General features: G+C 63.4%; 10 protein-coding genes. 6 read left to right on the plus strand and 4 right to left on the minus strand.

The window, feature by feature from the left end:
* The first annotated feature begins 17 nt into the window (after positions 1–17).
* From CFB45_RS33615 to CFB45_RS33630, 4 genes are all read left to right on the plus strand, one after another.
* On the plus strand, positions 18–896 hold the full coding sequence (locus tag CFB45_RS33615) for a phytanoyl-CoA dioxygenase family protein (RefSeq protein WP_089429440.1): 879 nt from the start codon (positions 18–20) through the stop codon (positions 894–896).
* Positions 897–1,140: 244 nt separating this feature from the next.
* Positions 1,141–2,289, plus strand: coding sequence for an MFS transporter (locus tag CFB45_RS33620; protein ID WP_254600131.1), 1,149 nt, complete (start codon positions 1,141–1,143; stop codon positions 2,287–2,289).
* Between the two features lie 205 nt (positions 2,290–2,494).
* On the plus strand, positions 2,495–3,184 hold the full coding sequence (locus CFB45_RS33625; protein WP_089429442.1) for a hypothetical protein: 690 nt from the start codon (positions 2,495–2,497) through the stop codon (positions 3,182–3,184).
* 51 nt (positions 3,185–3,235) lie between these two features.
* Positions 3,236–3,532: an EthD family reductase gene (locus CFB45_RS33630; protein WP_089429443.1), complete on the plus strand. Its 297-nt coding sequence runs from the start codon at positions 3,236–3,238 to the stop codon at positions 3,530–3,532.
* Between the two features lie 305 nt (positions 3,533–3,837).
* On the opposite strand, the gene CFB45_RS33640 is transcribed toward CFB45_RS33630, so the two are convergent.
* A complete protein-coding gene (locus CFB45_RS33640; protein WP_256978469.1) occupies positions 3,838–5,175 on the minus strand; it encodes an aminotransferase class III-fold pyridoxal phosphate-dependent enzyme in 1,338 nt (445 codons plus the stop codon).
* 947 nt (positions 5,176–6,122) lie between these two features.
* Positions 6,123–6,998, minus strand: a complete 876-nt coding sequence (locus tag CFB45_RS33650) for a phytanoyl-CoA dioxygenase family protein (protein WP_089429446.1) — start codon at positions 6,996–6,998, stop codon at positions 6,123–6,125.
* A gap of 927 nt (positions 6,999–7,925) precedes the next feature.
* Between CFB45_RS33650 and CFB45_RS33655 the strand changes: the two genes are divergently transcribed.
* Complete coding sequence (locus CFB45_RS33655) at positions 7,926–8,072, plus strand: DUF3096 domain-containing protein (protein ID WP_076841491.1); 147 nt, start codon at positions 7,926–7,928, stop codon at positions 8,070–8,072.
* A gap of 16 nt (positions 8,073–8,088) precedes the next feature.
* On the opposite strand, the gene CFB45_RS33660 is transcribed toward CFB45_RS33655, so the two are convergent.
* Positions 8,089–9,894 carry an alkaline phosphatase D family protein gene (locus tag CFB45_RS33660; protein ID WP_089429447.1) on the minus strand — a complete coding sequence of 602 codons (1,806 nt, stop codon included), beginning with the start codon at positions 9,892–9,894 and terminating at the stop codon, positions 8,089–8,091.
* A gap of 256 nt (positions 9,895–10,150) precedes the next feature.
* Here CFB45_RS33660 and CFB45_RS33665 point away from each other — a divergent pair, with 256 nt between their 5' ends.
* Positions 10,151–12,580, plus strand: a complete 2,430-nt coding sequence (locus tag CFB45_RS33665) for an AsmA family protein (RefSeq protein WP_089429448.1) — start codon at positions 10,151–10,153, stop codon at positions 12,578–12,580.
* Positions 12,581–12,680: 100 nt separating this feature from the next.
* On the opposite strand, the gene CFB45_RS33670 is transcribed toward CFB45_RS33665, so the two are convergent.
* Positions 12,681–14,081, minus strand: coding sequence for a TolC family protein (locus CFB45_RS33670; protein WP_089429449.1), 1,401 nt, complete (start codon positions 14,079–14,081; stop codon positions 12,681–12,683).
* Positions 14,082–14,093 lie beyond the last annotated feature (12 nt).

A 14,093-nucleotide genomic window follows, 5' to 3' on the forward strand; every position in this document is an offset into this window, starting at 1 on the left:
TTGTTGGAGGAATCATCATGTCGTTGCAGCGCCTTTCAAGTGGTAGCACTCCTGAAGATCTTGCCAATGCGGTCAGGCAGGATGGTGGGGCGATCGTCAAGAACTTTCTCGATTCCGATTTGCTCGCGCGAATCCAGCGTACGCTCTTCGACACGCTCGAGTCCGCTCCGAACGGAGTGGACGATTACTTCGCCGGGACACAGACGCGTCGCGTCTCGCGCCTCTTCGCGCGTACCGACTGGATGGCCGAGGTTGCGTTGCACCCGCTCTATCTGGGTGCGGCGCGCAGCATCCTGCAGACGCCGATCAAGATCTGGAGCGGCGAAAACCAGGTCGATGTCGCGCCCGATATTCAGGTGGGGGTGACGCAAGCGATCCAGATCCTGCCGGGTCAGGGCCTTCAGCCGTTGCATCGTGACGATTCCGTATGGCTCTGGCGGCACCCGAACTATGGGCGCGAGGCCCGGTTCCAGGTGATGGTGGCCGTATCGGACTTCACGGCGGAAAACGGCGCCACGCTCGTCATCCCGGGTAGCCACAAGTGGGACGACGAGCGCATGCCCACGCAGGAGGAAGCCATTCCCGCGACCATGTCGGCCGGCGATGCGCTGTTCTTCATCGGCTCCACCTATCACGGCGGCGGGAAGAACACCAGCGATGCCCCGCGCACCGGCCTGACGATGTCGTATGACCTGGCGATCCTCCGGCAGGAAGAAAACCAGTACCTCACGCTGCCCATCGAGCGCGTGAAGCGCTATCCGGAAGAGCTGCAGCGCCTGCTCGGCTGGACGTACGGCACCACGTTTGCCGGCTTCGTCGAGCGCAACGGTCAAATGTCGGATCCGAACGACCTGTTGAAGATGAAGGATTTCCTCGAGGTCGGGCATTTCGATTAACGCACGGGTTGGGTGGTGGAATCCTGGCCCGGTTTTCACGTGGAAATCGGGCGATTCCATCATCTGGAGGCATCGTGGTCGCTCGACGGGATGCCTGGATCGGTGCACAGCGAGCCGTTCAGATAGTGCGATTTTTCGGTTGGATGCAGCAGTCTTCGAAACAGTGCCGGTATGAATGCGAGCAAGAGGGCGATTCGATGCCACGCCGCGATCTCGCATTCGTGCAAACGACAAGGAGTCGATCGTGAGTGTCGAAATCAAGGGAATCCGAAAAATCGCGCTGCTTTATACAGGAGCCGTGGTCTGGACGCCCACCTACCTGCTCCCATTCAGCATCGAGGAATCGATGGCACGGTTCGGGCTGTCCGAAAGCACCGCCGGTTGGCTCGCGTCTGCGGTGCTGCTCTGTCTTTCGCTTTCCATCATCGTTTTCGGTCGTCACACGGCGACGTTGAACAAGAGGACGGGCGCGCTCGCTGCGGCAGCGCTTGCCGTCCTGTCGACGTGTGCGATGTTTTCACATAATTTCCATGTATTCGTCGCCGCGAAGCTGGTTCTCGGCGCCGCGTTGGGCGTCAGCTGCGTGTGCGCGTATGGGGTGATTGCACACGTCAAGCACCCGGAGAAGGTCGCGGCGCAAGTCGCCGTTGCGATGGCCATCATATTTTCCTGTGCGATGTACGTCGTACCGATCCTGAATGTGAAGATGGGTCATATCGGGGTGGATGCCGTCCAGCTCGCCGTGGTCGTGGCGGCGCTGTTTTTCGGCGCGTTCATGCATCCCGCCGTCAACGCAAGCGAGGAAGCGGTCGCGAAGGACGCCATCAAATCCAGTGACGTCCGAGGGATGCTGATCAGCGCATTCTTCATCTACGTCTCGCAGACGGCCCTCATGGGATTTGCCGCTGAGGTTGCTGCGACCCGGGGCGTCGAAGCGGAGCAACTCGGCATGCTGTTCATGCTCAATGCGGCCCTCCAGTTGCCGGTGGGGGTGGCGGTCAACTGGCTGGGCGATCGCTTTGGCCTGTTCAAGCCGATCGCCCTTGGGCTCGCGCTGTTGATCGCATGCAGCCTGGGCATGTATTGCGTGGGCGGCAAGTGGGCGTTTCTCGTGTCGACGGCGCTCGTCAGTGCCGGTGCCACGCTGGTGGCTCCTTATATGGTGGCGGCACTTTCACAAATGGATGCCAGCGGAAGAAGCACCGCGACCTGTGCGTCGGCAATCAATCTCGGCCTGGCAGTGGGCCCCGCGATTGCGGGCACGGTGTTCAGCGTGGCCGGTTTGCGCGCGGTCGGCTGGCTCTCCGTCGGGTTGCTGGTGGTGCCGATGTTTCTGGCCAGCGTGGCGATCCGGCAGTTCAAGGCAAAACATGCCGAAGCCGCGGTCGCCTGACGTGCGCGGTGAAGCGATCAACCGAGCGTGGCCGCACTGACCGCACCGGTACCTGGGCGGCGCCAGCATGCCTGACATGCCAGTGCGGAGCAGGCATCTCCCGGAAGCGTCCTCTCGCGTCGACAGGCAGCGCAAAAAAACTGCCGTGAACGTGGATGACGAACATGACGGCAGACAAATATCTCGACGATCACGGAGTTTTTTCATGGAACTCAAATTCTATCTTTATTGCCTGGCTGATCTCGCGTTGATCGTGACTTCGTTCATTTGTGCCGTGAAGTATTTCGGGAAGCGCAACGGCCTTCTCGGATTCGAGTCGCTGGTCGTGACGTTCTCGGCAACGAATTTGATGATCAATGCGTTGACCGGCAAGGCGATCTTTTTCAGTATCTCGCTTTTCTGCGACGCGTTTTCAAGAGGCTTCGGCGTGCCGATCATCATCGTTGCGGGCATGATGTCGGTTACGCATCGATATAAACCATCGATGGTCGGCGACGTGTTGTATGCGGTGGGGGCGCTGGTGGGGACGGTTATTTTGTGGACCGCGGATTTCATGGTTGGACCCAAGCCGTATTTCTATCTGGTGATGTGGTCGTTGTTCTCGCTTTACCTCATTTACGTTGTCAAGAAACTGGCGAATGCCGGAGAGTATCGTAATGCTGCAGGTGTGATCCTGACACTCGTATCCACACAGATTATTGCGAGCGTCTACGACTTTTACCCTATCCCTGGCGACGGCGATCATATGATTTTCTATATATTTGCATTGCTTTCTTGGTCTTATATGTCGGTTTCGTTGTATTACGCCTATTGTGCGCTGGAACGGGTGCAGGAAAAGGAAGGGAATCTGATTCGAGGTTATACCCTTGGTCCCCTGGAGCGAAAGCCGCAGTAATTGTCGCGTTCCTGCGGGAATATGTTTGATTCTTCATGCGAGAGATCGGATATGGCTACCTTGATCGTGAGTTATCCCGCTGTAGCGGGTATGGAATTTGACCGCGAGTACTATCTCGCCACCCACGTGTCGCTCGTACGGGCGGCGTGGGGCGAATGTGGGCTGCAGTCGGTGGAGGTGCTGTTTCCGGCGCCGGGTCCGCAACCTTTTGCCTGCGTCACGCTATTGCGTTTCAGCGATCAGGCTGGAATCGACGCCGCGCTGGCTTCGGCCAGAACAGCCGAGGTGGTCGGCGATGTGCCGAACTTCACCAACGTTCAACCGGCGATCTTCCGCGCCGGCGACTGACCGAGTCGTCGTCGACCGAACCTGGTCTACGAGGGCAAGAGGGTCTGAGGCAAAGTGTCCGCGTGGACCCATGCACTCGGGCCTTGACGACGAAGAAACAAGACCTTCGAAGCAGAATGCCGGCCGGCCACGGACGGGATGACCGACCGGAACTTGACGAAGACGCGGTTCGGGAGTGGATCGCGCCTTGCCTGAAGCCGCACCTGTCGATTGCCCGCGCGGCCGCTCAGGGTTTTGACGCCGGGCGAATGCGCTCGGCAATACAGCCTTCGGCCGCAGGCCGAAGGCTCATCCAGCATCCGGCATCAACGCTGCACGGTGTCCAGGATATCCAGGCGGCTCACTGCCACCGCCTTCTGCTTGATCGCGCCAAACGCCGTTTCGGTCGCCTCGAGCGTACGCGCGATGTCTTCGTCGGTATGGCTCGCCGTAAAGAACATGTTGTGCCACGGGTGGAGATAGGCGCCATTCTTGATGACTTCCGACGTCCACGCCCGCCCGCGCGACACGAGCTCGTCGTCACCCGCGAACAGCATCTGGGGCATGACGCTCGGCCCGGTCTGCTTGAGTTCGAAGCCATGCCGCTCGGCTTGCTCGGCGAGGCCCGCACGCAGCTTGTCCGCCAACCGCCTGGTGTGTTCGAGGTAGTCCGTTTCTCGTACCAGGCGCAGCGTTTCGATGGCCGCGGCCATCGGCACGGCCGAGAGCCAGTAGGAGCCCGTGACGAAAATGTTCGTTGCAGCCTCGCGTGCCTTGTCCGAACCGAGCACCGCCGCGATCGCATAGCCGCCGCCGATGGCCTTGCCCCAGCAGCTGAGGTCCGGGTGCACGCCCCAGTCCGACCATGAACAATCACGCGACAGGCGCAGCCCCGTGCGGACCTCGTCGACGACCAGAAGCGCTTCCTGCTCGTCCGCGAGGCGACGGCATTCCTTCGCGTACTCGATCGACGGGAAGAACTGATCGTAGAGCACTTCGTGCCGGAACGGCGTCGCGTAGATGGCCGCTACGTCACCGTCGACGCTCTTGACGGCGGCATTGAGGCTCTCGAGATCGTTGTACTCGAAGTAGACGACGTGAGCGCGGTCTTCCTTGGTGATCCCCGTCGTATAGGGCACGTTCCACGGGGACGCACCATGGTACGTGCCGCGCGCAACGAGAATCTTCCGTTTCTCGCGATACGCGCGCGAGATCACCATGGCCATCGACGTGGCGTCCGAGCCGTTCTTGCAGAACATTGCCCAGTCGGCGTGGCTGACCTGTTGCGTGAGCGCCTCGGCAAGCTGAACCATCACCTCGCTGGGGCCCGTCGCCGTGTCGATCTTCTGCAACTGGAGGGCCGCGGCTTGCTCGATCCGCTCGTTGCCGTAGCCGAACAGGTTCGTGCCGTAGCCACATACGTAGTCGATGTACTGGTTGCCGTCGACGTCCCAAAGATGGGTACCTTTCGCTTTTGCGAAGTACAGCGGGAAATCTTCCGTCAAATACTTGACGCTCTGGTGACCGTACATCCCGCCCGGGATGACCTTTTCGGCTCTTGCGAACCACTCGTTCTTCCTTGCCAGCCTGTCCATGCTCGACTCCTTGTGAAAAATTCGTTCCCGGAACGTCAGATCCGATATCAAGTCTTTTGACTGAGTCATTTGACCAATTATTCGAACCCCTGGAATGTTGGGGAATGCCGCATCCGAAATCTCGCGTCTCGTCGTTGGATCGACGCGCCGACCAACTTCGCTCCGCGAATGCAGCCTCGCTGCGTTACGCGCCTGGGTGTCTGTCGTCGCCTCATGAGACTTGGTCATTTGACCGAGTCTAGTGTCCATAAATGTCGTCCAGACGGAAATTGGCGTTTTCCACTAGTGCTGCACGGCAGTGGATCAACGTCATGCCGGGCATGCCACGGCGATGGGGGAGGAGGCGTGCGGCGGCAGTTCGGCGGCATGCGCTGTGCGGCGTCGCCATCTGATCCGCATGATGGAAATCCCCGCTCAACCTGTCGAGCAGGGATGCAGGGCGATCAACGCGGGGATGGGGGCGAGGGGCGATGGCGGTGGGCTTCCGCAAGCAGATTTCGCTGCGGGAGACAGCGGTGTGAGCAGGCGTGTCCAGGCGCACGGTGCGCGCATGGCAGGGGCAGACTGATCTATGCAGTCGGAGCATCCGAAGCGCGAGCAATACGCTACGCGGATCGCGTTCGATACGATCCGCGCGCGAGGCTACGCCGGCATGTTCGATCTTTCCGGATGGCGCCTATTGGCTCGAGTCGTAGTGCTCGATATGGTAGAGAACCATGAATCCCGGGCTGAGTACGAGAAGTAACCCGGCAACGAGGGAGATTGCGACAAATAAACGCTTCACCATGATCACGCTCCTGAGTTGGATGAGGTGCAATAGAAAGTCGATTCTTGAGGGCCATCCCCGGAAAGGCGCGCAATCCCCGCATTGTTCTCAAGATCGCAACGCGATTCGTCAGGTCGATCTTCATGGGGTGTTTCGCTGGCGATGATGCTGTCGTGGCCCGCGCATGTGCATCACGGAATCCGTGGAGGAGGATCCCCTTCCCGGACGGATGCAGGCGTCTGTTCGTGGCTCAGAGGCCGAGATGCGTCGCGATATCGTCGTAGTCGACTTGCCACAGGCCCGGCGTGCCGGCCGGATATTGCGAGCGGAAGCCGATGATTCGCTGAACGCGTTTCGACAGGCGTCGTACGGTGTCCATCTCGACGATGAAGGGATACGCTTCCTCCGGCGTCAGGTAGGACGGCTGCATCGGAATCGTGAGCCCGCGCCGGCGCTCGTTCTTCGTCACGTTCGCGCCGCCACCGTGGATCACCTTGCCGCTGAACAGCAACGCGTCGCCGGCATCCATTTCGGCGGCAATGGTCATGTCGGGCGTGCCCTTGCTGTTGAAGTAATCCTCGTCCCAGTTCTGGCTTCCCGGAATGATTCGGGTGGCGCCGTTTTCCTCGGTGAAGCGCGTCAGGGCAATCATGAGGTTGGTGAATACCGTAGGCCCGTTGACGCCGAGCGCGCACAGGGGCGGAAAATTGCCGACATCGCGATGCAGCATCTGTGCCGTGTTGCCCGGGCCGATGTCGATGACCTGCGCGGTCGAGAGCCACCAGTCGCCGGACTCTTCACGGTAGAGCACCTCGCCGAGTTCATGAAAGAGTTCGTCATCCAGAACATCACCGAACGTCTTGCTGTGCGTGACCATGTTCGTCAGGCGCTTCGTATAGGTGCCGTGGAATTCCTTGATCAGTTCGTTGTCGTGCGAAGACCCTTCGCGAAGCCGCTCGAGCGGCGCATCGACCTCACGATTGATGTTCGCGACCTGCTCCTGGGTCAGATAATTCTTGATCCGGACTCCACCATATTGATTCATGAGCGACACGATCTCTTGCGCGCTGGTCTGTTTGGGGACGGTGGGGAGCGCGTCCTGAATGTTCTGAATATTGGCGTTCATGTTTGCCTCAAAGTTGCGTGGACGGGTAAATCAGACGCGGCGTCACGTTCTGATTCGGGTGGTGATCCAGACCTCAAGTCGAATTTTTGACTGAGTCATTTGACTGCGTATGCCTTCGCTTTCTGCCATACGTTCCTGCCACGCCAGTTGACGGAGCGCGCACGGTATTCCCGACGTTGTCGCGACCTCCGGGTGGTCCAGTACGTGTTCCCGGAGGTGACAGACATGGACGCATTCGCGGGGGTTTCCGGTGAATTGGCGTATTCGCAGCGAATCAGGTCAATTGACCAAGTCGTATGATCGAGGAAGTTAACATGGCGTTTTTCGACGGTCGATCATGGTTAACCCGTCGCGTTTGAATGGCGTAGGGGATGAGAGGAGAGCGGTCGTTCAGGCGTGCATGCGAAAGTTGTGATCACGCCTGACGCGGTGTGGGGAGACGTGATTCGGAATCGAATGGCCACGCCGGCGACGACGTTCCTCGACACGTTCAGTCTTGCGTGCGGGCTCGCGCATACGGGCTCGGTGTGGTGCGAACCAGGCGATCGGGCACGCAAGCTGCTTGCTCGTCATAAGCGCCCGCGTACGGAGTCGCTGCCCGTGCCGTTGCGTGCGCCACGATCGACATCCTGCCCCGGCGCGGCTGCGCGGCGACCGACGCGCGATCCGCGGACGATTTTTCAAGCCCTTGTCAATTCTGTCCCGGCATCGCGACGCATGACGGCTTCTGCACGACGAAGCGCCGTGAGAGATGCGCGAGCGCCATGGCTCGAACGCATGCCGGTATTTTCACAGGAGCTCGCGCGCTGAGCCGGGCACGGAAATCGCTCCGGCCCGCAATGGAACGCTGCACGACACATGCCCGTCGTGTTTCGGCGAGGCGCTTCACCCAGCGATTTCGCGATCTATTGTCATGAGGGCAACGCCATGCACACATTCACGAACTGGAGCCCGTTGGTCTCGCTGATCGCCGGGATTCTCATCCTGGTGGTACCGCGCCTGCTGAACTACATCGTCGCAATCTACCTGATCGTCATTGGATTGCTTGGGCTTTTCGGCGGACATTTCCACTGACGCGCCGCGTCGGCGTCTACACAGGTTCGACGCGTACCTCGACTGAATCCCTGGGCACCGTCAATCGCGTGCGGCCAAGCAGTGCATCCGCGGGCGCGGTGCCGTCCGGGTTCAACGGCTTCACCTTGTTGAACGTGACGGAAAAGGATTCCGGTGTGACGGTGGCCGATGCATAACCCTGCGCGTCGTGGTCGGCGTGGCACAGATCGGGATTGTTCGCCATCAGGAAGCGGTCGAGTCTGGCCGGCGTCGCCGCGATCGACGCGAGCGGTGTCCCGTTCCATGCGGCTTTCAGGTAGGTATAGAAGGACATGCTGCTGATACCGGCGCAGACGAAATCGACGATGACCGGCACCCCCGTCGCGGGATCGGGATCGTCCCGCACGACGCCGCCCTGAAAGGCATGCAGGTCTCCGGTGATCGCGACGACGTTGCGGATCCCGTGCTCCCGCAAGTAAGCGAGCAGTTCGTGCTTGTGCGCGGGATAGCCGTCCCATGCGTCGCAATCGACCACGAGGCGGGCCGCCGGCGTCCCGGGTGCGCCCGGCATCACGAACCACAGACGGTTCAACATCACTTCGTTGCCCCATACCTTCCAGGTGGCCGGCGAGTCCTTCATCAAGGTTTTCCACCATCGTGTCTGTTCGGGGCCGAGCATCGACGGCGGGCGGCCGAGCTGCCGGGTGTCGCGCGCCTCGTCGCGTTGCAGCACGTCCTGCTTGACGAAGTAGCGCGAGCCGGCTGCGTCGTCCCCATGCACCGGGTCGTGCCCGTGCGCACGTGCGACAGCGGCTTCGCTCACGACGTGGTCGTCGCGATACAGCCGCTCGTCCGTCATCACCAGATGCATCAGCATGCCGAAACGAAAATCGCGGTAGATGCGAATGTTCGTGTACGACGGATTGTCCGGCTCGAAGCGCACATCGTCCCAATCCACCGGCATGTATTCCGCCCACGCGCGACTGGCGCTGCGGCGACGCCCGGTTTCCTGCCGCTCCTCGTTGGTGTAGACCTGATGGTCCTGCCAGCAATCGTCGGAAAATTCGTGGTCGTCCCAGATCGCGATCATCGGCAGGCGCTGGTGCAGCGTCTGCAGGCGCGGATCGGTTCGATAGGTGCGATAGAGCGTCCGGAAGTCTTCGAGCGTCTCGGCATACGCGCGGCCGTCCGCGAGCAGCTTGCCGCCGCTCAGGTGCAGCGGAGGATGCGCCGGCTCGGCGCGGCCGGGAGGAGCGGTCCCGACCGTTTCATAGATGTAGTCGCCCACGTGCACGACGAAATCGAGGTCGCGCTCGTCGGCCAGCAGCGTCATCGCTTGCCAGTGGTTGACGCTCCAGTCCTGGCAGGTGAGCCACGCGAAGCGAACCCGTTCGTTGGCCTCGTTTGCCGCCGGCGCGGTGCGCGCGACACCCGTCATGCTGACGTCGTCGCCGGCGACGAACCGGTAGTGGTAGGTGGTCTTCGGCGTGAAGGCCGTCACCTTCGCGCGCACGGTGAAGTCGTAGATGGCCAGCGCCCGCAACGGGACGCTGGCGACGAGCGTCGAGAAATCCGCCCGCGTCGACACTTCGAGTCGTAGCGGGACCGCGCGCGCGGCGCCTTTTGCGTCGTGCTGCACGCCGCTGGATACCGGAACGCATCGCGTCCAGAACACGATGGAGTGATCGCGCGGATCACCGCTTGCAACACCTTGCGGGAATCGATGGAGGTTCTTGCGCGCGGGGCTGCCCGGCAGGGCCGCCGGTGAAACGTCGCGCGTGGCGGCGACGGCGGCCGCAATGGTAAAAAAAGCCGACGACTTGAGGAAATGGCGACGATCCATTGATCCTCCCGGTCGACATCCCGTGGATGCGGGAAGCGCTGCGGCAGGCGCACGCTTCTCGCGCCGGACAAGCTTGCCACTGCCCCCGCCGCGCGCGGCAGCGGAGCAGTCGATCCGGAACATTACTGCGAAGATCGACGACTGAAAAGTCGTGCGAACCCCATTTTCGAAATCCCGCACGCCATCCGGCGGAAGGCTCGTGCATTCAGGAACGCGCCTTGCTGGGATACCGGGCAGCAAACTGGGGGAGTGAGCAATGCACATCGGCCACAGCGTCGGCAAGGCGGCCGCGTGGCTTGCCGTGAGCGTCACCCTGGCGCTTGCCGCGCTGGTGATCGTCATCGTGACGTTCGACTGGAATCGAGCCCGGCCCTGGATCGATGACAAGGTGTCGGACGCGATCGGACGGCAGTTCGCCATCAACGGCGATCTGCAGGTCGGTTGGCGTCGGCCCGCGAGCGAGCACGGCTGGCGCGCCTGGGTGCCGTGGCCACGATTCATCGCGCGCAATGTCACGATCGCCAACCCCGATTGGGCGCGCACGAAGTATTTCGTCACGCTGGACGCGATCAGTTTCGAGGTCGAGGCGCTGCCGCTGATGGCGCGCCGCATCGTGATTCCGGCCATCGATCTGGTCAATCCGTCCGTCGACCTCGAACGCCTGAAGGACGGGCGAGCCAACTGGACGTTCAAGTTCAAGCAGTCCGCCCAACCGGGCCGATGGGCGCTCGACCTGCATGAGATCGCGTTTGCCCAAGGCAATCTCGGCTACTACGACCAGCAGAAGCAGTTCGATTTGAGCGCGGTGATCGACACGCTTGGCCAGCCGATCCCGTTCGGCGCGGTGATGAAACAGCAGGAGGCGTTGGCGCACCACGAATCGGCAAAGGCCGTTGGGCCGGCGGGTCAAAAGAAGCTCGCGGCCCAGGCGCACGCCGGCGCGGCGCAACCGGTGGTTCCGGCATCGGGTGCCGAAGCGGCGTCACGCGCATCGGCAGCGGCTTCGCAAGCGTTGGCCGCTGCTTCGCATGCTGCCGCGACGACATCCGGCACCGCAATCGCCCCGGCTGCATCAGGCCCGGCGGCGGGTTCGAACGCCCCCGCGACTGCCGCACCGGGGGCGACGGCCTCGGCGGCCTCGGCGCCCGCGGCCTCCACCGGCGTCGGCACTTACACGATTGGCTGGACCGTCAAGGGGACCTACAAGAAGGGCAAGGTCGCCGGCACGGGCAAGATCGGCAATTTGCTGGACGTGCGGGGCGCGCAACGCCCGTTTCCGGTTCAGGCCGATTTGCGCTTCGGCGATACGCACCTGGCGCTCGTCGGCACGCTGACGGACCCGTCTCACCTGGCCGCGGTCGATCTCCGGCTGTGGCTTGCGGGCACCAGCATGGCCAAGCTGTATGACGTCACGGGCATCACGCTGCCCGAAACCTCGCCCTATGCGACCGACGGCCGGCTGGTCGGCCAGTTCCGGACGTCCGGGAACGTCTTCAAGTACGAGAACTTCACGGGACGCGTCGGCGGCAGCGATCTCGGCGGCACGCTGGTGTACGTGTCGCGCGAACCGAGGCCGTTGTTGTCCGGCACGCTGGAGTCGAGGCTGCTGCAGTTCTCCGACCTCGCGCCGCTCATCGGCGCCGACACGAATGCCAGCAAGGCGCGGCGGGGTGCCGCGCCCACCCAGCCCGCGAACAAGGCGTTGCCGGTCGAGACATTTCGCACGGACCGCTGGAAGAAGATCGATGCAGACGTTCGATTCACCGGTCGGCGCATCGTCAAGACCGCGAGCCTGCCGATCACCGATCTGTCGACCCACATCGTGATGCAGGACGGCGTGCTGACGCTCAACCCGCTGAACTTCGGTGTCGCGGGCGGGACGCTCGCGTCGAACATCCACCTGGACGGCAGCGGCGTACCGCTCAAAGGGCGGTTCTCGCTGCAGGCGCGGCATCTGAAACTCAAGCAACTGTTCCCGACCTTCCCGGTGATGCAAACGGCGCTCGGCGAGGTCAACGGCGATGCCGCGTTATCGGCCACCGGCAATTCGCCGGCGGCGCTCGCCGCGACGTCCAACGGCGAGGTGAAGACGTTGGTGACCGACGGCACGGTGAGCCTCTTGCTGATGGAAGCCGCGGGGCTGAACGTCGCCAACGTGGTGTACGAGAAACTGTTCGGCACACGCGACGTCAAGATCAACTGCGGCGTGGCCGACTTCGTGGCCACCAACGGCGTGCTCGACTCGCGCGTATTCGCGCTCGACACCGAGGATGCGGTGATCGCAATGGACGGCAACGTGAACCTGCGGGACGAGACCATGAACCTGACGATCCATCCGCATACCAAGGGATTCCGGGTGATATCGCTACGCTCGCCGCTGTACGTCACTGGATCGTTCAAGCAACCGCACGTCGGGGTGAAGGCGGGCGCGCTGATCGCGCGGGGCGGGGCCGCGGTCGGGCTGGGCTTGCTGAACCCGCTCGCCAGTCTGCTCGCATTGCTGCAGCCGGGCCGCAGCCGCCCGTTGCCGTGCGGGCAGATGCTGGCCGACATGGAGCGGCGCCCGGTCGCGCCACCGCCGGGCGTCCGGCAGAAGACGAAGGCGGCGCCGGCGTACATGAATGCGCCGTCGGCGGCTTCTTCGGCTTCCGCGCCGGTGGGTGGCGAACCCCGGCATGCGAAGTGAGTGAGGTGTGCGGTAGCAACGCGGACGCTTCGCGCCGACGCGGGTGCCGCCACCATGCGTCGCCCGTACGCAAGCGTCGCGGCCGCGTCGGCCAGGCCGCCTAGACGGCCCCGGCAAAGGTGCGGCGCAGGCCGACCGCGGCTTCCCATTGCGCGCCGATTGCCGTTTCCAGCGCGTCGCGGGACCGCAGGTGCGCGTGGCGCGCGGCGAGCACATCGCTCATATCGGCCTGGCCTGCGTCATACAGTCTGGCCGCATTGCGTGCGCCGACCTTTCCGGCCGCCTCGGCGCGTTGCCACTCCTGCATCGAGCGATCCGATGCGGACCACCGGGCCAGGCTCGTCTCGACGTCGACGAGCGCCGCCAGCATGGCCTTTTCGTATTCGGCCATCGCTTCCTGCGCGCGCGCATCGTGTACCGCGACGTTGGCGCGAATCCGGCCACCGTCGAGGATGGGCAGCGTTACCGACACGCCATAGCCGACGGCCACGCGAGGCGCGGCGCCATCGCCGACCGCGGCCAGCCTTTCCTTCGTCCCCGCCCACTCGATCTGAAGGCGCGGATAGACCTCTTTCCGGGCGGCGCCGGCACGGGCGAGCGCGGCGTCGAGTGCGCGCGCCTGACGCTGCACGTCGGGCCTGCGCTCGAGCAGCGTGGCGGGCAACACCGTCGCGGGCGGCGCGGGCAGTGCGGCCGGCACGGCTTGCGCGCCGAGCTCGGGCGCCTGGGGGCTGCCGACGAGCAGCGCGAGCTGATGCAAGCGCACCCGGTGTTCGCCGTCGAGCTGGGCAAGCGACGCCTGTTCCTGCGCCAGTTCGGTACGCCAGCGTTCGACATCCAGCGCCGTCACCTGGCCCGCGGCGAATTTGCGCTCCGCCACGACCGCCTGCCTTTGCGCAACCTCGAGCGCCTCGCGCTTGAGCGCTGAGCGCCGCTCCAGCGTGCGCAATTCGAAGTAGGCGGTACTGACGTCCGCAGCCAGCGCAATGCGGGTCGCACGGAGCGCCTCGCGAGCGACGGCGCTGTCGGACCGTGCGGCGTCCACCAGCAACGCACCGCGCCCGAACAGATCGACTTCCCACGCGGCACGCAAGCCGACGCCGCTGCGCTCCGCACGCGGATCGACGCTGTTTTCGCGCCCGCGCTCGCCGCGCGCCATCGCATCCAGCCGCGGGCGGCGCTCCGCCTCGGCGCTGTCGCCGAGCGCGCGCGCCTGCGCGAGGCGGGCCGCGGCGATCTTCAGGTCGCGATTGGCATCGAGCGCGCTGTCCACCAGTCGATCGAGCACCGGATCGCCGAAATCCCGCCACCACATGTCGCCGACGGTGCCCTGCTTCCCGGGCGATGTCTCGGCCCATTGCGAGGGCGCCGCAACGGCGGGCGCCGTGGCAACGTGGCTGGGCGGGGCGATCGCACAGCCGCCGAGGGCGAGTGTCGCGGCAAGAGCAAGACAGGTCAGCGCTCGGTGCGCGGAAACGGGGCTGGAAACAACGGTCGTCATGGGTTTGCCTTG

Origin of the sequence: Burkholderia sp. HI2500 (assembly GCF_002223055.1) — a bacterium.
In the GTDB taxonomy this organism is placed as follows: domain Bacteria; phylum Pseudomonadota; class Gammaproteobacteria; order Burkholderiales; family Burkholderiaceae; genus Burkholderia.

Excerpts from the sequence above, each read along its gene's own strand:
- CFB45_RS33660 (WP_089429447.1), bottom strand. The coding sequence starts at position 9,894 with ATGGATCGTCGCCATTTCCTCAAGTCGTCGGCTTTTTTTACCATTGCG.
- CFB45_RS33650 (WP_089429446.1), bottom strand. The coding sequence starts at position 6,998 with ATGAACGCCAATATTCAGAACATTCAGGACGCGCTCCCCACCGTCCCC.
- CFB45_RS33665 (WP_089429448.1), top strand. The coding sequence starts at position 10,151 with ATGCACATCGGCCACAGCGTCGGCAAGGCGGCCGCGTGGCTTGCCGTG.
- CFB45_RS33630 (WP_089429443.1), top strand. The coding sequence starts at position 3,236 with ATGGCTACCTTGATCGTGAGTTATCCCGCTGTAGCGGGTATGGAATTT.
- CFB45_RS33670 (WP_089429449.1), bottom strand. The coding sequence starts at position 14,081 with ATGACGACCGTTGTTTCCAGCCCCGTTTCCGCGCACCGAGCGCTGACC.
- CFB45_RS33625 (WP_089429442.1), top strand. The coding sequence starts at position 2,495 with ATGGAACTCAAATTCTATCTTTATTGCCTGGCTGATCTCGCGTTGATC.
- CFB45_RS33615 (WP_089429440.1), top strand. The coding sequence starts at position 18 with ATGTCGTTGCAGCGCCTTTCAAGTGGTAGCACTCCTGAAGATCTTGCC.
- CFB45_RS33655 (WP_076841491.1), top strand. The coding sequence starts at position 7,926 with ATGCACACATTCACGAACTGGAGCCCGTTGGTCTCGCTGATCGCCGGG.
- CFB45_RS33640 (WP_256978469.1), bottom strand. The coding sequence starts at position 5,175 with ATGACTCAGTCAAAAGACTTGATATCGGATCTGACGTTCCGGGAACGA.